This is a genomic window from Nonomuraea sp. NPDC004354 (assembly GCF_053602555.1).
In genome coordinates, this window is record NZ_JBSGDV010000003.1 from 695,897 (window position 1) to 712,436 (window position 16,540).

Annotated in this window: 16 protein-coding genes and 1 tRNA gene; 6 read left to right on the forward strand and 11 right to left on the reverse strand. The window is 69.9% G+C overall.

What is annotated here, in order from left to right; translation table 11 throughout:
• Nucleotides 1–67: 67 nt before the first annotated feature.
• The 3 genes from ACWENQ_RS13975 to ACWENQ_RS13985 are packed head-to-tail and all read left to right on the forward strand — an operon-like array spanning nucleotide 68 to nucleotide 2,885.
• Nucleotides 68–1,501, forward strand: a complete 1,434-nt coding sequence (locus ACWENQ_RS13975; protein WP_452414395.1) for a replication initiator — start codon at nucleotides 68–70, stop codon at nucleotides 1,499–1,501.
• Complete coding sequence (locus ACWENQ_RS13980; protein WP_449927985.1) at nucleotides 1,498–1,704, forward strand: helix-turn-helix domain-containing protein; 207 nt, start codon at nucleotides 1,498–1,500, stop codon at nucleotides 1,702–1,704. The genes ACWENQ_RS13975 and ACWENQ_RS13980 overlap by 4 nt, the downstream gene beginning before the upstream one ends.
• Nucleotides 1,701–2,885, forward strand: a complete 1,185-nt coding sequence (locus tag ACWENQ_RS13985) for a site-specific integrase (protein ID WP_452414397.1) — start codon at nucleotides 1,701–1,703, stop codon at nucleotides 2,883–2,885. The genes ACWENQ_RS13980 and ACWENQ_RS13985 overlap by 4 nt, the downstream gene beginning before the upstream one ends.
• Before the next feature lie 59 nt (nucleotides 2,886–2,944).
• Here ACWENQ_RS13985 and ACWENQ_RS13990 read toward each other — a convergent pair.
• From ACWENQ_RS13990 to ACWENQ_RS14025, 8 genes are all read right to left on the reverse strand, one after another.
• A tRNA-Val gene (locus tag ACWENQ_RS13990) sits at nucleotides 2,945–3,016 on the reverse strand.
• A 17-nt stretch (nucleotides 3,017–3,033) separates the two neighbouring features.
• Entirely contained in the window at nucleotides 3,034–3,975 is a 942-nt protein-coding gene (locus ACWENQ_RS13995; protein WP_452414399.1) for an ROK family protein, read from the reverse strand.
• A gap of 54 nt (nucleotides 3,976–4,029) precedes the next feature.
• Complete coding sequence (locus tag ACWENQ_RS14000) at nucleotides 4,030–4,359, reverse strand: hypothetical protein (protein WP_452414401.1); 330 nt, start codon at nucleotides 4,357–4,359, stop codon at nucleotides 4,030–4,032.
• Nucleotides 4,360–4,378: 19 nt separating this feature from the next.
• Nucleotides 4,379–4,807: a peroxiredoxin gene (locus tag ACWENQ_RS14005; RefSeq protein ID WP_449927979.1), complete on the reverse strand. Its 429-nt coding sequence runs from the start codon at nucleotides 4,805–4,807 to the stop codon at nucleotides 4,379–4,381.
• Between the two features lie 55 nt (nucleotides 4,808–4,862).
• The gene (locus ACWENQ_RS14010) at nucleotides 4,863–5,291 is read right to left on the reverse strand and encodes a DUF3052 domain-containing protein (RefSeq protein WP_354904973.1); all 429 of its coding nucleotides are present in this window, start codon (nucleotides 5,289–5,291) and stop codon (nucleotides 4,863–4,865) included.
• A gap of 101 nt (nucleotides 5,292–5,392) precedes the next feature.
• Nucleotides 5,393–5,800, reverse strand: a complete 408-nt coding sequence (locus ACWENQ_RS14015; RefSeq protein ID WP_452414403.1) for a secondary thiamine-phosphate synthase enzyme YjbQ — start codon at nucleotides 5,798–5,800, stop codon at nucleotides 5,393–5,395.
• Nucleotides 5,801–5,809: 9 nt separating this feature from the next.
• Entirely contained in the window at nucleotides 5,810–5,992 is a 183-nt protein-coding gene (locus ACWENQ_RS14020) for a DUF1918 domain-containing protein (protein WP_354904978.1), read from the reverse strand.
• 153 nt (nucleotides 5,993–6,145) lie between these two features.
• Complete coding sequence (locus ACWENQ_RS14025; RefSeq protein ID WP_449927976.1) at nucleotides 6,146–7,003, reverse strand: alpha/beta fold hydrolase; 858 nt, start codon at nucleotides 7,001–7,003, stop codon at nucleotides 6,146–6,148.
• 55 nt (nucleotides 7,004–7,058) lie between these two features.
• Here ACWENQ_RS14025 and ACWENQ_RS14030 point away from each other — a divergent pair, with 55 nt between their 5' ends.
• The 3 genes from ACWENQ_RS14030 to ACWENQ_RS14040 all read left to right on the forward strand — a co-directional run bounded on the left by ACWENQ_RS14030 (nucleotide 7,059) and on the right by ACWENQ_RS14040 (nucleotide 12,782).
• A complete protein-coding gene (locus tag ACWENQ_RS14030; RefSeq protein ID WP_452414404.1) occupies nucleotides 7,059–7,655 on the forward strand; it encodes a TetR/AcrR family transcriptional regulator in 597 nt (198 codons plus the stop codon).
• A 563-nt stretch (nucleotides 7,656–8,218) separates the two neighbouring features.
• On the forward strand, nucleotides 8,219–10,966 hold the full coding sequence (aceE, locus tag ACWENQ_RS14035) for a pyruvate dehydrogenase (acetyl-transferring), homodimeric type (RefSeq protein WP_452414406.1): 2,748 nt from the start codon (nucleotides 8,219–8,221) through the stop codon (nucleotides 10,964–10,966).
• Between the two features lie 298 nt (nucleotides 10,967–11,264).
• Nucleotides 11,265–12,782, forward strand: a complete 1,518-nt coding sequence (locus tag ACWENQ_RS14040; protein ID WP_449927970.1) for an alpha/beta hydrolase — start codon at nucleotides 11,265–11,267, stop codon at nucleotides 12,780–12,782.
• Between the two features lie 411 nt (nucleotides 12,783–13,193).
• Here ACWENQ_RS14040 and ACWENQ_RS14045 read toward each other — a convergent pair whose 3' ends face one another.
• The 3 genes from ACWENQ_RS14045 to ACWENQ_RS14055 all read right to left on the reverse strand — a co-directional run bounded on the left by ACWENQ_RS14045 (nucleotide 13,194) and on the right by ACWENQ_RS14055 (nucleotide 16,527).
• Nucleotides 13,194–13,559: a VOC family protein gene (locus tag ACWENQ_RS14045; protein ID WP_452414408.1), complete on the reverse strand. Its 366-nt coding sequence runs from the start codon at nucleotides 13,557–13,559 to the stop codon at nucleotides 13,194–13,196.
• A gap of 95 nt (nucleotides 13,560–13,654) precedes the next feature.
• Complete coding sequence (locus tag ACWENQ_RS14050) at nucleotides 13,655–14,380, reverse strand: helix-turn-helix transcriptional regulator (protein WP_354904993.1); 726 nt, start codon at nucleotides 14,378–14,380, stop codon at nucleotides 13,655–13,657.
• A 251-nt stretch (nucleotides 14,381–14,631) separates the two neighbouring features.
• A complete protein-coding gene (locus tag ACWENQ_RS14055) occupies nucleotides 14,632–16,527 on the reverse strand; it encodes a hypothetical protein (protein WP_452414409.1) in 1,896 nt (631 codons plus the stop codon).
• Between the last annotated feature and the right edge of the window lie 13 nt (nucleotides 16,528–16,540).

The following is a 16,540-nucleotide window of genomic DNA, read 5'->3' on the forward strand; positions in this document are numbered from 1 at the left end:
CTGAAGCACTGGAGCGGCCTAGACGAGAGGACGGTGATGCGCCATGACAGCCCCACAACCCGACTGGATGTCCGACTTAGCACGCCTGATCAACGACCCCGCATACGCCCGATGGCAGCGCATGGTCGCCGCGACCGGCGGCTGCGCCCGGCCCGTCCACCTGACCGGCGGTTCGGCCATCGTCGATGCCGACACCGGCGAGATACTGCACGACTACCAGACCGCCGACGAACCCGGCGGGCACCTGCTCAAAGCCTGCGGCAACCGCCGCGCCTCCGTCTGCCCGGCCTGCTCGGAGGTCTACCAGGCCGACACCTTCCACCTCATCCGCGCGGGCCTGTCCGGCGGCAAAGGCGTCCCCGAGACCGTGAGCGCTCACCCCCGGGCGTTCGTCACCCTGACCGCCCCCTCGTTCGGGCCCGTCCACTCCCATCGCGACGGCCGCGCCTGCCGTCCTCGCAAGCCCGGCATCGTGTGCGAGCACGGGCGGCCGATCGGCTGCCACACTCGCCACCACTCCGGCGACGACCGCCTCGGTCAGCCGATCTGCCCCGGCTGCTACGACTACCGAGGGGCGGTGCTGTGGCAGGCCCACGCGGGCGCGCTCTGGCACCGTTTCACCCTGGCCCTCCGCCAAACCCTGGCCGACCAGGCAGGCATGAGCCGCCGCGCCCTCGCCAAGCTGATACGCGTCTCCTTCGCCAAGGTCGCCGAGTACCAGCGGCGCGGCCTGGTCCACTTCCACGCCATCATCCGCCTCGACGGCCCGGACGGCCCAGACCAGCAGCCCCCGGACTGGGCTGATCACCACCTGCTTGCACGAGCCGTCCCCATCGCTGCCAGTGCTGTCGAACTCCTCTCCCCCGCCAGCGACCTGGGCCGGTGGACCCTCGCGTGGGGTGACCAGCTCGACATCCGCCCCATCCTGCTCGCCCCGAGCTTGGAGGGGCCGTCCGAACGGGCGGTGGCGGGCTACATCGCCAAGTACGCCACCAAGGGTGCCGAAGCCTCCGGCACCATCGATCACCGCTTGTCCTGCTCGGCCTGCCGTGGACGGGGCCGGATGAGCCTGATGGCCACCTGCGCGTCATGCCAGGGCTCCGGCCTCAAACCCGGCCTGCACCTGGACGCGCTCCCGGTCAGCGACCACGCCCGCACCATGATCCGAACCTGCTGGGACCTTGGTGCCCGCCCCGAATACAAGGCGCTGCGGCTGCGGCCGTGGGCGCACATGCTCGGCTTTCGCGGCCACTTCTCCAGCAAGAGCCGCGCCTACTCCCTCAACCTCGGCGACCTTCGAGGCGCACGCACCCGTCACCGAGCCGAACAATCCCGCCAGCAACACGGCCTGCCCGTCCTCGACGACACCACCACCCTCGTCCTCGGCCACTGGCGCTTCGCCGGAATCGGCTACACCCCCGGCGAAGCGATCATCGCCGAACACATCCGCCAGCGCGTCCAGACCGCCCGCAAGATCGCCGCAGAGCGGGAGGAGCGATGACCGCGCCCATCCTGATGCACTCGCGGCGTCTCTACCGCGTCTGCGACGCCATGCGACTGCTCAGCCTGAGCCGCAGCGTGATCTACGAACTCATCCGATCGGGCCGCCTGCGCTCGGTCACCCAGGGCCGTACCCGGCTCATCCCCGCCTCGGCCATCGACGACTACATCGCCCTGCTCGAACAGGAGGCACGAGCATCATGACCACGCGACGCGGCAGAGGAGACGGCGGCCTGCACTGGGACGAGCAACGCCAGCGCTGGATCGCCTCAGTGACGGTCGGCTACACCCCGGCCGGAAAACGCATCGTCAAGAAGGCCAGCGGCAAGACCAAGACCGAAGCCAAGGCCAAGCTCAAGGACATCATCCGTGACTACGAAGACGGCCTGGCCATCGCACCGGCCAACTACACGGTGGCCAACGCGGTCCGCTACTGGCTGGAGCACGGCTTGAGCGGCAGATCCCCGGCCACGGTCACCATGTACCACACGTACGCCGACAAGCACGTGTTCCCAGCGCTCGGTGCACGCAAGCTCCGTGACTTGTCCGTGGAGGACGTCGATCGCTGGCTGGCGAGCAAGACCGACGAGTTGGGCACCCGGTCGCTCAAGCTGATCCACGGCATCCTCAACCGCTCCGTCAAGAGCGCCATGCGGCGCGACATGGTGAAGCGGAACGTGGTCGATCTCTGCGACATCCCGGACGGTCGCGCGGGCCGACCTTCCAAGGCGCTCACCCTCGCTCAAGCTCTGGCCGTCCTGGCGGAGGCGGAGACCAGCGGCGAGCGCATCAGGGCGTACATCATCCTGTCGCTGCTGATCGGCGCGCGTACCGAGGAACTGCGCGCACTGCTCTGGTCTCACGTCGTCGCATACAACGCAGAGCGCCAGGCGTGGTTACCAGTGGCAGAAGCGGGATGGGACCACGCGGAGTTCGCGATCTACGTGTGGCGCTCCGTCCGGCAGAAGGGCGACACGAAGACCGTGAAGTCCCGGCGCTCGCTCAAGCTCCCCCGCCGCTGTGTGGAGGCGCTTAGCCTGCTCTGGGCCGTACAGCAGACCGCACGAAAGAAGGCTGGCGAGCGATGGCAGGACACAGACCTCGTCTTCTGCACGAGGACGGGAACGCCGGTCACCGCGCACAACGTACGACGCGACTTCCGCAAGGTGGTCGAGGCGGCGGGACTCACCGGACGGGAGTGGTCTCCGCGCGAGCTGCGGCACAGCTTCGTGTCGGTGCTGTCGGACTCCGGCGTCCCGATCGAGGACATCTCACGCCTGGTCGGCCACTCCAACACGGTGGTGACCGAGACGGTCTATCGACACCAGATCCGGCCGGTGATCATGCAAGGAGCTGCGGCGATGGACAAGATCTTTGGGAGTTAGTCACTCACTTAGTCACTCAGGCCCCGTTTCCGCAGTCGGAGACGGGGCCTTTTCGCAGGTGGGCGGTACTGGTATCGAACCAGTGACCCCTCGCTTGTAAGGCGAGTGCTCTACCGCTGAGCTAACCGCCCCTGATCGGCACTACACCTTACGACACCGCGGGCGCCGATCGCACATCCATTGTCCATTCCCGCCCCACCGAAGGGCGCCCGGCCGCGGTCCAGCCCAGCAGGGCCGCGCCGAGCATGCCCGCGTTGACCCCCAGGGCCGCAGGCACCAGCGGGGGCGCGTCGCGGAAGGCGAGGCGCTTGACCAGCCGGGTGCGTACCGGGTCGAACAGGGCGGGACCGGCCTCGGCCAGCCCGCCGCCCAGGACGATCACGGACGGGTCGAGCAAGAGCGTGTACGTGGCCAGCGCGAGGGACAGGGCTTCGACGGCCTCGTCCCAGACCTCGATGGCCACCGGGTCGTCGGAGGCGACGACTTCCTCGGCCTTGACCCCGGGTATGCCGGAGCGCTCGCTGTAGCGCCGTCCGACGGAGGCGGCGGAGGCGTAGGTCTCCAGGCAGCCGAGCTGCCCGCAGGCGCAGGGCTCGCCGTCGGGGAAGACGGGGATGTGGCCGATCTCGCCGCCCCAGCCGACCGCTCCGCCGTACGGCTGGCCGGACAGGATCATGGCGCCGGCGATGCCGGTGCCGATGGGCAGGAACAGGAAGTCGGACACGCCGCGGCCGGCGCCGAGGACGCTCTCGGCGAGCCCGCCGGTGCGGACGTCGTGGCCCAGCATGACGGGGACGTCCATGTCGACGAAGGCCCGCGCGGGCACGTCGCGCCAGCCGAGGTTGGCGGCGTAGAGCGCGCTGGAGGCCGTCACGAGCCCCGGTACGGCCAGGCCGACCCCGGCCAGCCCGGGACCGCCACGCGCGGCCAGGTCGGCGATGAACTCGCGGATGGTGGTGACGACGGCGTCCGGCCCCTCGGCACGCGGCGTGGCGCGCCGGGCGGTGACCAGCACCTGGCCGTTCTCGCTGACGAGGCCGCCCTTCATGGACGTGCCGCCGACATCGAGCGCGACAACGTAGGAACTCATAGCGGTCATCCTGAGAGGCGGAGGCAGGTCAACGGCTATGAACGATAGCGCACCCTATTGTCGGGAAAGACCGAGCACTCTGGCGAGAGCCGCCTCGACCTCGTCGGCCAGGCCTGGAGGCGGCTCGGAACCCATCGGCTCGGAACCGGCCGGCTCGCTGGTCCGCGCGAGCCGTACCGAACCGCAGGAGCGGCACTCGACTTCGCCGAGCCGGCAGATGAGCGACGTGGAGCCGCAGGATTCGCACAGGTCGAGGTCGAGGTCGTGGGAGCGCTGGCAGTCGGGGCAGATGAGCACCTGCGCCTCGCGGCGCACTCCACGCCGCCACGGGCTCGCTCCGCGAACCGGGTCGGTCTGCCGGGCCCCGCACCGGTAGCAGGGCATGATGGCCTCCGATGGACAGTCAGGACAACGCTTGGAGATAGTCGGCGACGTCACGCGCCGAGGAGATCGGGTTGACGACCGACCACCTGATCACGCCCTCGCCGTCGATGAGGAAGGTGCCGCGCCTGGCGAGCCCTTTCGCCTCGTCGAACACACCGTACGCCTGCGCGACCTGTCCGTGTGGCCAGAAGTCGGATAGCAGGGGGAACTCGTACCCCTGCTGATCCGCCCACGCGCGGTGGGTGAACATGGAGTCGACGGAGACCGAGAGCACCGTGACGTCGGCGGGCAGGCGCGGGATGAGTTCGTCGCGCACCTGGCCGAGTTCGCTCTGGCACACCCCGCTGAAGGCCAGCGGGTAGAAGATCAACAGCACCCGCCCGCCCCGCAGGCTCGAGAGCCTGACCGGGGTGCCGTGCTGGTCTGGCAGTTCGAAGTCGGGAGCCATGCCGTTCATCCTGCCGTACGACCAGGTCGGTCGTACGGCAGGCCTCAACGTCTGACTAGCGACGGCCCTTGGGCGCCACGAGCCTGGTCCCCGACCAATCGGGTGCTGCGGAGATGCTGCTGGTCTGCGAGAGGCCCGCGGTGGCGGCGTCCTCCCCGATGTCGCTCGGCTCCACGTGGCCATCTCTGCCGGCCTTGGGAGTCAGCAGCCAGATCTGGCCCGCCTCGGCCAGAGATCGCATCGCATCGCTGAGAGCGTCGAAGAGGTCGCCGTCGCCGTCGCGCCACCACAGCAGCACCACGTCGGCGACTTCGTCGGTTTCCTCGTCCAACAGCTCGGTGCCGGTCAGGTTCTCGATGGACTCGCGAAGTTCTTCGTCGCAGTCCTCGTCCCAGCCGATCTCCTGCACCACCTGACCCGGCTTGAGGCCGAGTCGTTCGGCCAGGCTGCGCTCGCCCTGCGCCTGACCCGCGGTCGCGCTCACTTGTATCCCTCCTGATATGCGGTCATCGCTTCGGGACAGTCCACACGCTGTGACCCTCAGTCGTCAACGGTCGCCACGATGACGGCCGTACTCCACACGAATTAATCCGACAAAAACGACAGTCGAACCTGCCGTTCACGGTTGTCGACGTTCAGGTCGACGACGGCGATCGACTGCCATGTGCCCAGCTCCAGCCGCCCGCCGAGCACGGGGACGGTGGCATAGGGCGGGACCAGGGCCGGCATCACGTGCGACCTGCCGTGGCCACGAGAGCCGTGGGCGTGTCGCCACCGGTCGTCGGCGGGCAGCAGGTCGGCCAGGGTGGCGAGCAGGTCGTCGTCACTGCCGGAGCCGAGCTCGAGCAGCGCCACTCCGGCCGTCGCGTGCGGCACGAACACGTGCAGCAGCCCGTCGCCGCCCACCGATCGTACGAAGTCCTCGCACTCACCTGTGATGTCGTGCACCGTCTCGCGCGACCCGGTGGTCACCGAGATGATCTGGGATTTCACATGGAAATCCTATGTGTGCTCGACGATCGCGTCCGGACCGGGAAACACCAGGCCGGTGTGCCCGTCGTCGAACCTGACCATGTACGGAGGCCCGCCGTCGGCACCCCGCACTTCGATGATCTCGCCGTGCCGGTCTGCCTCTCCAACGGTGTTGCCGTGCACGAGGAGCCGGTCTCCTACCGTCGCGTTCATACCTCCCACCTTCGTACGGCGGGGCCGATCCGAAAAGCCCCTTGACCGAGGTAGAAGGGCAAAAGATAAGCGAAACGTTACGGTCCGCCCGCACAGCGTCGACCCCGCGCGTACCCGCCTGCCGTACCCGGCTCGAGGCCCTCGACCCGGGGGTCAGGCCGGCGTTCGTCCCGTGTCGGTCTCGCGCACGAACTCCGCGATCGTGCGGGCGAGCAGCGCGGGCCGGTCCTCCGGGATGAGGGTGTAGCTGTCCTCGATCTCCACCAGCCTGGCGTCCTTGAACAGCGCCGCGAGCCTGGGACCGTGCTCGCGCGGCATCAGCCTGTCCTCCACCGCCCACGCCACCAGCACCGGCCCGGCGAAGGCGCGAAGCCCCTCGGCCCATTCCAGCAACACCCGGCGTGGCGGCACGGACCGCGTGTAGGCCGCCAGATCCCGCCTGATCGCCGAGCTGGCCCGCGCCGGCGCGAACCACCCGTCCATCACCGCGTCGGGCACGGGTCGCTTGCTCATCCAGCCCCATCCGCCCGGGGCCCTGCGGAAGGACCGTAGCCCGAGCAGCCGCATGACGAGCCACAACCCGCCGGGGATCCGCGCCGCGAGCTCGATCATGCGGCCCGGCAGCCCCGGAGGGTAGTTGTCGAACGCCTCGCACGAGGTCAGGACCAGCCTGCCGACGCGCTCGGCCCGGCCGAGCGGCACCAGCAGTTGCCCGCCGCCCCAGTCGTTGAGCACGAGGGTCACCTCGCGCAGGTCGAGCCGGTCGAGGAACTCCGCCACCAGCAGGGCCACGCCGGTGAGCGACAGGTCGGCGCCCGGCCGCATGGGACGGCGGTGCGCGCCCAGCGGAAGCGTCGGGCACACGCACCGGTGGTCGTGGCGCAGGTCGGCCACGACGTTGCGCCACACGGAGCCGTCGATCGTGACTCCGTGCAGGAACACCAGGACGGGCCCCTCGCCGCCGGTGTCCTCGTAGTCGATCGTCCCGGCTGACAACTCGATCTCCGGCACAGCGGCCTCCGATTTGATAGATCGCTCTAGCGAGACCTTAGGGTAGGCTCCGATCGTGGGCAACACCAAGGAACGCATCCTGGACGCGAGCGCCGAGCTGTTCCGCCGCAACGGCTACACGGGCACCGGCCTCAAGCAGATCGTCGCCGCGGCCGGCGCGCCGTTCGGCTCGATCTACCACTTCTTCCCCGGCGGCAAGGAGCAGCTGGGCGAGGAGGTCATCCGCTCGTCGGGGATGATGTACGTCCAGCTCTTCGACGCCCTCATCGCGCCCGCGCCGGACCCGGTCAGCGGCATCGAGGCGTTCTTCGCCGCGGCGGCCGAGACGCTGGTGGAGACCGGTTACGCCGACGCCTGCCCGATCGCCACGGTGGCGCTCGAAGTGGCCGGCACCAACGAGGCGCTGCGCGGGGCGACCGCCGACGTCTTCACGGCGTGGATCGCGGCGGGCACCGAGGGGTTCGCCAGGTTCGGGCTGGCGCCCGAGGTGGCGCGCAGGCTCACCATCTGCCTGGTGACCAGCCTCGAAGGGGCGTTCGTGCTGTGCAGGTCGCTGCGCGACACCGAGGCGCTCAGGGTGGCGGGCGAGGTCGTGGCCGCCACCGCCCGCGCCGAACTCGCCGCCGCCTCCCCCGGTGGCGCGACCCCTTAGGACGGCACGTCGGCGGCAGTTCCGGCTGACGCGGCATCCGCGCAACCGGCTCCTGCCCAGCCTGAGAGTCACCGGGGCGACGTCGTGCAGGGCGAGGCTCCGCCGCGCCTCAGACGCCCCTCGGACGGCACGGAGCGGCCCCACGGGCGAGGCCGGACGAGGCGATCGGCCCACCTGTCCGCCGGTTGGGAGCAGGCCGCCGCGGTGCCGTACGGGAGGGGCCGCTAGGATCCCGCGGACGGGACCGGAGGCCGGGCGACGCCCGGCGGCCGTGGGCGCCGAGACCGTTCCTATACTGCGGGGCGAGTGCCGCCCCAGCGCCTCTCCACAGGGCCGACCCCATAAGCGAAATTTCGTCTCTTTTCTGGTCTTGATAAATCTGGCCCTCGATGTAACCTTTGGTGTCGATTCGTCCTACCATCGGTGGTCTAGGCCACCATCCATTCCCTGCCAGCAGGGACGGTCTGGTTACCGGTCAGTAGAGATGCACTTTCCGGAGTTAGCGACCAGGATGGAAGGCGACCCAGACCAGACATCAGTCGATCCTCGGAAGGCGAGACCCAGTGGCTTCCGGACGCCAGCGTTTCTCGATCATCAGCGACGGCCTACCCAGCCAGCTGCCTGATGTCGACCCCAGCGAGACCAACGAGTGGCTCGAGTCCCTCGACAACGTCATCAAGACCGAGGGTCGCACGCGCGCCCGCTACCTGATGCTCCGCCTGCTGGAGCGGGCCCGCGAGCACCAGGTCGGCGTGCCCGGCCTGCGCAGCACCGACTACATCAACACGATCCCGCCGGAGCGCGAGCCCTGGTTCCCGGGTGACGAGCATGTCGAGCGGCGCATCAGGGCCTACATCAGGTGGAACGCCGCGGTGATGGTCTCGCGCGCCAACGCGCGCACCAACGTCGGCGGCCACATCGCCACCTACGCCTCCGCCGCCTCGCTGTACGAGGTCGGTTTCAACCACTTCTTCCGCGGCAAGGACCACGGCGAGTCGGGCGACCAGGTCTACTTCCAGGGCCACGCCGCGCCGGGCATCTACGCCCGCGCCTTCCTCGAGGGCCGGCTCAACGAGGCCCAGCTCGACGCCTTCCGCCAGGAGCTGTCGCACGGCTTCCACGGCCTGCCCTCCTACCCGCACCCCCGGCTCATGCCGGACTTCTGGGAGTTCCCGACGGTGTCGATGGGCCTCGGCCCGATCAGCGCGATCTACCAGGCGCGGTTCAACCGCTACCTGCTGAACCGCCAGATCAAGGACACCTCCAGGAGCCACGTCTGGGCCTTCCTCGGCGACGGCGAGATGGACGAGCCCGAGTCGCTCGGCGCGATCGGCCTGGCCGCCCGCGAGGAGCTCGACAACCTCACGTTCGTCATCAACTGCAACCTGCAGCGGCTCGACGGCCCCGTCCGCGGCAACGGCAAGATCATTCAGGAGCTGGAGTCGTACTTCCGCGGCGCCGGCTGGAACGTCATCAAGGTCGTATGGGGCCGCGACTGGGACCCGCTGCTGGCCGCCGACGTCGACGGCGTCCTGGTCAACCAGATGAACACCACGCCTGACGGCCAGTTCCAGACCTACTCGGTCGAGTCGGGCGGCTACATCCGCGACAACTTCTTCGGCAGCGACCCGCGCCTGCGCAAGATGGTCGAGCACCTGACCGACGACGACATCCGCAAGCTGTCGCGCGGCGGCCACGACTACCGCAAGGTCTACGCGGCGTTCAAGGCGGCCCGCGAGCACGTCGGCCAGCCGACGGTCATCCTCGCCCAGACCATCAAGGGCTGGACGCTGGGCAAGGACTTCGAGGCGCGCAACGCGACGCACCAGATGAAGAAGATGACCAAGGCCGAGCTGAAGGAGTTCCGCGACCGGCTCTACCTGCCGATCCCCGACTCCGCGCTCGAGGGCGACCTGCCGCCGTACTTCCACCCGGGCGAGAACGACGAAGAGATCGCCTACATGAAGGAGCGCCGCGCGGCGCTGGGCGGCGTGCTGCCCAGGCGCTCGGTCCGCGCCAAGGCGCTCAAGCTGCCCGGCGACGAGGTCTACAAGCAGTTCGCCAAGGGTTCGGGCAAGCAGCAGGTGGCCACCACCATGGCCTTCGTGCGCCTGCTGAAGGACCTGATGCGCGACAAGGAGATCGGCAAGCGGTTCGTGCCGATCATCCCCGACGAGGCGCGCACCTTCGGTCTCGACGCGATGTTCCCGACGGCGAAGATCTACAGCCCGCACGGCCAGACCTACGAGGCCGTCGACAGGGACCTGCTGCTGTCGTACAAGGAGTCGACCGAGGGCCAGATCCTGCACGAGGGCATCAACGAGGCGGGCTCCATGGCCTCGATGACCGCGGTCGGCACCTCCTACGCCACGCACGGCGAGCACATGATCCCGATCTACATCTTCTACTCGATGTTCGGGTGGCAGCGCACCGGCGACCAGATGTGGCAGCTCGGCGACCAGATGGGCAGGGGCTTCCTGCTCGGCGCGACCGCGGGCCGCACGACCCTGAACGGCGAGGGCCTGCAGCACGAGGACGGCCACACCCCGCTGATCGCCTCGACGAACCCGGCGGCCGTCGCCTACGACCCCTCGTGGGCCTACGAGACCGCCTACATCGTCAAGGACGGGCTCCGGAGGATGTACGGCGACCAGCCGGAGAACATCTTCTACTACCTGACCGTCTACAACGAGCCCTACGTGCAGCCCGCCGAGCCCGCCGACCTCGACGTGGACGGCCTGCTGAAGGGTCTGTACAAGTTCGCCGACTCGCCGCTGGCGCAGGGGCCGAAGGCCAACATCCTCGCCTCGGGCGTCGCGGGCCCGTGGGCGATGGAGGCCCAGCGCATGCTGGCCGAGGACTGGGGCGTCTCGGCCGACGTCTGGTCGGCCACGTCGTGGTCGGAGCTGCGCCGCGAGGCGCTGGCCTGCGAGGAGCACAACCTGCTCAACCCCGACTCCGAGCAGCGCGTGCCGTACGTCACGCGGGCGCTGGGGGGCGCGCGGGGTCCCTTCGTGGGTGTCAGTGACTACATGAAGGCGGTCCAGGACCAGATCGCGCAGTGGGTGCCGGGCGACTGGAGCTCGCTGGGCACCGACGGGTTCGGCCTGTCCGACACCCGTTCGGCGCTGCGCCGCCATTTCCACGTCGACGCCGCGTCGATCACGCTGGCGGTGCTCACCCAGCTGGTCAAGCGGGGCGAGCTCGACGGCGAGGTGCTGCGCGAGGCGATCGCCCGCTACCACCTGAAGAACGGCGTCACCGAGGCCGGCGGCGCCGAGAGCAACGACACCCAGTCCATGGGCGTCTGACGCTTCGCCAGGAAAGAGCCCGCGCCCGACGGCGCGGGCTCTTTCTCTTTTCTCCAGCTTCCGCGTCGTGGACGGCCCGTCGCGCTGTCCTTTCGTGTCATGGACGGCCGTCCTTTTCGCGTCATGGACGGCCCGTCGCGCTCTCATGGAGGGGTGCGGCGGCGTGTTCAGGAGGGGAGCGCGCCGCCTCATCGCGGTGACGATCTACCGGAAGCCGCTCGGCGCGCGCGGCGCACGCGACCATCCGGCAAGGCATGTGAAAGGATTTTCCCTGGTATTCGATATCGGGGGATATTCCATGCGCCGCGCACACACCACCGTCGCCGCGACGGCAGGGCTCACCATCGCGCTCGCCGCCTGCGGCCTTTCCACCGGCAGCACCGGTGGCCCGTCGCCCACCGGCTCGGCGGCGGCCGAGAAGATCGCCTGGGGCGCCTGCACCGACCTGGCCGTGCCCGAGGGCGCGGCACCCGCCACGCCCAACGCCGCGCTCCAGTGCGGCAAACTGCGCGTCCCGCTCGACTACACCAAACCCGGCGGCGAGACCGTCGACCTGGCGATGATCAGAATTCCGGCCACGGGGCCCGGCGAGCGGATCGGGTCGCTGGTGTTCAACTTCGGCGGGCCCGGCGCCTCGGGCGTCGACACGATGTCGCGGGCGGTCAAGGCGTTCACCACCCTCAACACCCGCTACGACCTGGTCAGCTTCGACCCGCGTGGTGTCGAGCGCAGCCGCGGTGTCAGGTGCGGCGACGGCAAGGACATGGAGGCGTACGTCTCGCTCAACTCGCTGCCGTCCAACGAGCAGACCAGGGAGAAGACCCAGGCGGTCACCGAGCAGTTCACCAAGCTGTGCGAGAAGGACTCGGGGCCGGTCCTGCCGTACGTGGGCACCGTCAACGCCGCCCGCGACATGGACCAGATGCGCGTCGCCCTCGGCGACGCCAAGCTCAACTACTTCGGCATGTCGTACGGCACGCACCTCGGCGCCGTCTACGCCACCCTGTTCCCCAAGAACGTGGGCCGCATGGTCCTCGACGCCCCGCTCGACCCGAGCGTGACGTTCGAGCAGCGCACGATCGCCCAGACCAAGGGCTTCCAGCAGGCCTACGAGAGCTTCCTCAAGGACTGCGTCCAGCAGGGCTGCGAGCTCGGCAAGAGCGTCGAGGCGGCCGACAAGAAGATCACGAACCTGATGTACCAGCTGGTCGAGTCGCCGCTGAAGGTCGGTGACCGGGAGCTGACGCAGGGCCTGGCCGGCACCGCCGTGGCGGCCGCGCTCTACTCGAGGCTGAGCTGGCCGTTCCTGGAGAGCGCGCTGGCGTCGGCGCTGAAGGGCGACGGCGGGGCGTTGATGTACCTGGCCGACACCTACACCGGGCGCAGGCCGGACGGCACCTACTCCACCGAGATGTCCAGCTTCCCCGCCGTCACCTGCGTGGACACCGCCGAGCGGCCCAGCGAGCAGGAGCTGGTGCGCACGGAGGAGGCGGCGCTGAAGATCTCACCGCTGTTCGGCAGCGTGGGCGCCGGATCCATCTGCCGGGTGTGGCCCGTGCCGGGCAGCGACGAGGCCAAGAAGGTGGACGCTACGGGGTCGGGGCCGATCCTGGTGGTGGCGGGCAAGGGTGACCCGGCCACGCCGTACCAGTGGGGGCCCAAGCTGACCAAGCAGCTGAAGACCGCGACCCTGCTCACCTACGAGGGTGAGGGGCACGGCGCCTACCTGTCGGGCAGCAAGTGCATCGCCGGGTCCGTCAACGCCTACCTGCTCCAGGGCAAGATGCCCGAGGAGGGCGCTTCCTGCCCCTCCTGACGGAGGCGCCGCCGAACACGGGCCGGCGCGGCCCGTGTCCGGCGGATGCCCTGCGGTCGCCGCCGGGGATGAGTGGATGCCCTGCGGCCGGGCGCGGCCCGTGTCGGGTGGATGGACTGCGGTCGGCGGCCCGTGTCGGGGGATGCCCTGTGGTGGCTGGCCCGGGATGAGTTGGGTGCCCTGTGGTCGGCACCGCCTGGGATGAGTGGATGCCCTGGGCGCGCCGCCGCTCGGCGGTTGGCGGCGTGCCCAGGGAGGATGGACCGCCGAAGGCGGTCGGTGCCCCTGCCGCGCGGTCCGTGACCCGGGTCGCGCAAGCGGAGGCTGCGTCATGTCCGCGCGGCGGGGAAGGCGCCGGTCAGGGCGGCGGCGGGAAGGGCTCGCCGGCCTTCAGCGGACGGGTGACGCGAGTCAGCCGGCCGGTGGGGTGAAGATCCCGAACAGGTTGCCGGACACGTCGTGCAGGTAGGCGAAGCTGGTGCCGCCCGGGTTGGCGACGACCTTGCGCACCACCTTGCCACCGAGGCTCTCGACCTTCGCGCACGTCGCCGCCACGTCCTCGACCAGCACGCAGAAGGTGGCGTGGTTGGGCACCTCGCCCCCGGTGCCGTACAGGCCGCCCCCGGGCTGCTCCTCGCCGGTGGCGTGGATCATCCGGTAGTCCATCGGGGCATCCGGGTCGGGGGTGAACGTCCAGCCGAAAAGGTCGCCGTAGAACCGCTGCGCCGCCTCGGGATCGTCGCTGGCGACTTCGAACCAGGCCACGGTGTTGACCATGTGCACTCCAGGTCGTCAAGTTTCTCGAACACGACAACGATAAGACGCGATGGCGACAACCCTATGTCGGTGTTTTCGAATGCTTAATCGAGCACCTAGTCGAGCACCGTGCCGCTGACGATCATGTCGGGCACGTCGGTGACGTACCCCTCCAGTGGCCGGTCGGGGCAGCGCTCCTCGCTCACCGACGCGGCGGCGATCCGGTCGAGCCGGAAGACCCGCACGTCGTCGCGCAGGCGGCACCAGGCCACGAGGTACCAGAAGCCGCCGCGCCCGCCCAGGAACACCCCCGGCTCGACGTCGCGCGAGGTGAGGGCGCCCTTCCTGTCGGCGTACTCCAGGTGGAGGACGCGCCGGCGCAGCAGGGCGTCCTCGATGGCGCGCGAGACGCCCGCGCGGCCCAGCGGCTGGATCTCCTCGCCGGTCTCCTGGGGGGCGACGAGCTGGACGCGCCGGGCCAGCTCCCTGGCCAGGTCGCCCTCGGAGCCCGGCATCGCGGCGACGACCTTGCGCAGCGCGCTGCGCGCCTGGCGGCCGAACGGCTGGTCGCCCGCCCTGCTGAGCGCGATCGCGATGGCGACCGCCTCGGCGGGGGTGAAGTTGAGCGGGGGCAGGGAGTGGTTCTTGTCGATCGCGTAACCGCCGCTGCGGCCGGGCTCGGCGTAGATGGGCACGCCGGACTCCTGGAGCGCGGCGATGTCACGCTCGATGGTCCTGACACTGACCTCGAAGCGCTTGGCGAGCTGGCGCGCTGACCGGCATCTGGGGGAGATCGCGCGCAGGTCCTCGACGAGCGCGTAGAGCCGATCGGTACGGTTCACAACCGGAACGCTACGCGCCGCCGCCGACAATTCCGCCGCCGTGGCAGGCGATGGTGAGAACAGTGTCGCCCGTCCGTCACCATCGGTGGCCACGCGAGAGGCCCGCCGCACGCACGGCGGGCCCGACGCGGCGCCCCCATCACGCGGTACGGCACCGCGCGCCCGCGGGGCGGGCCGGCATGACCACCGGCAGCCCGCCCGGCGCCACTACGACACCGCACGCCGCGGGGCGGGCCCCTGCCTGGGACGGCCTACGAGGGGATCTTGGCGGTCGCCGTCCCGCCCGCGCGGACGGGCACCTTGGCCACCGTGTACGTCACCCCGTCGATCACCTTCGGGATCCCGGGGAAGCGGTGCCCGTTGACCTCCAGCCACCGGTGCTCGCCGGCGAAGCGGGCCTCCCAGAACACCGGCCCGTCGCCCTTGTTGGTGAAGGTGCTGGAGTCCGTCCCGTCATGCCGTACGGTCACCTTGCCGGAGCCGACGGGCACGTCGGCCACCTCCAGCCAGCCGATGTCCGCGGGCAGGCGGGACTGGGTGGCCACGGTCCTGCGCGGGGCGTCGGGCTGGATCCCCATGAGGCCCTCGACCGTCTGGCTGACCAGCGTGAACGGCACCTCGGGGTAGTCGCCGTTCAGCCCCTGGCGGGAGCTGACGTGCCGCTCCTCGCGCCTGTCGTAGACGTCCTGCATCCACTTCCACGCTGTGCCGGCCCGGTTGTGCCGGAAGAAGGTGTCCGGCAGGTAGGTGATCGCCTCGATGTTGCGCGGCCGTCCCGCCCCCGAGGCCTCGGCGTCGACGAAGTCGAGGTAGGCGTCGTTGCGCGGCCCCGCGTCGATGATGCCCTTCATCGGCATGAACCAGCTGTTCTCCTTGCCGAAGCCGGTCAGCGGCGTGCCGTCGACGGTGTAGGCCCTGACGAACTCGCCGCTGCCCTGCTTCACGCTCCACGTGGTGTTGAAGTACTCCTTCACCGCGCGTGCCCGCTTCTCCTGGGCCCGGGACAGCGTGCGGTCGCCCTTGTCGCGGGCGAGCGCGGCCAGGGCCTTGTGGGCCTGGTACTGCGATCCGATGGCGTCGCCCGCCTCGGCCAGCGGCTCGCCGCCGACCTCGTTGTAGCTGGCGGTGCCCTGGAAGATGCCCCTGCCGGTGCCCTCGGCGATGCCGTTGGGCAGCAGGCCGTCGTGCAGGGTGACGAAGTCGGCGGTGGCGCGCCGGTAGTAGTCCCAGAAGACCGGGTCGTCGAGGTAGGCACGGTCGCCGGTCCATCTGAAGGCCTGGTTGGCCTTCTCGACCAGCTCGAAGGTGGCGGGGACCTCGCGGACGAAGTCGGTGGGCGAGCGGTAGTCGATGGACAGGTAGGTGGAGGCGTCGAAGTTCAGCGCCCACACCGGGTAGAACTTGTGCTCCTCGGTCGCCGACCGGGCGAAGGAGCGCAGCATGTTCTTGTTCTGCTCGGCGAGCCCGAGGATGTGGGCTCCGGCCAGCTGGTGGGCGAAGTCGCGCGAGTAGTAGCCGCTGCGGTGGGCGTAGCCGGCCCAGTAGGAGGAGGTGTAGACGCCCTCGCCCGTGCCGCCCGGCTGGCGCTCGTCCACGTTGAGCGGGCCGGGCACGCCGTTCTGGTGCACCCAGGAGCCTGCCTTGGCCTTGGCCCACCCGAACATCTCGACGATCTTGGGGTTGGAGGAGCGTACCGCGGGCGAGGCCGTGGCCCCTGGCGAGATCATGACGTCGTCGACGTTCACCCAGCCGGAGCCCGAGCCGAAGACGACGCCGAGCCGGTCGCCCTCGGCGAAGGCGACGTCGGAGATCGTGTAGCGGGTGTAGGTGCCGCGCGAGGGCAGCGTGACCGTCTCCACGGGCGTGCCGCCGCGCAGGACGGTGAACGTGCCGCCGGCCCCGCCTGTGGCGATCCACGCCGACACCGAGTAGGTGCCCGCCGTGGGCACGGTGATCGTCTGGCTGACGCTCTTGCCGGGCCCGGCGTCGAGGTAGACGAGCTTGGCGCCACCGTGGGGGCGGTTGGTCGCCACGCCGGTGCCGGCGGTGAAGGTCCACCCTTCGGTGTCCTTCTCGAAGCCGGGGTTGACGACGACGACAGGGCCGGCGGCCAGGACGGAGCTGAGCAGGACAGGTAACACCAACATGGATACTCCCGAT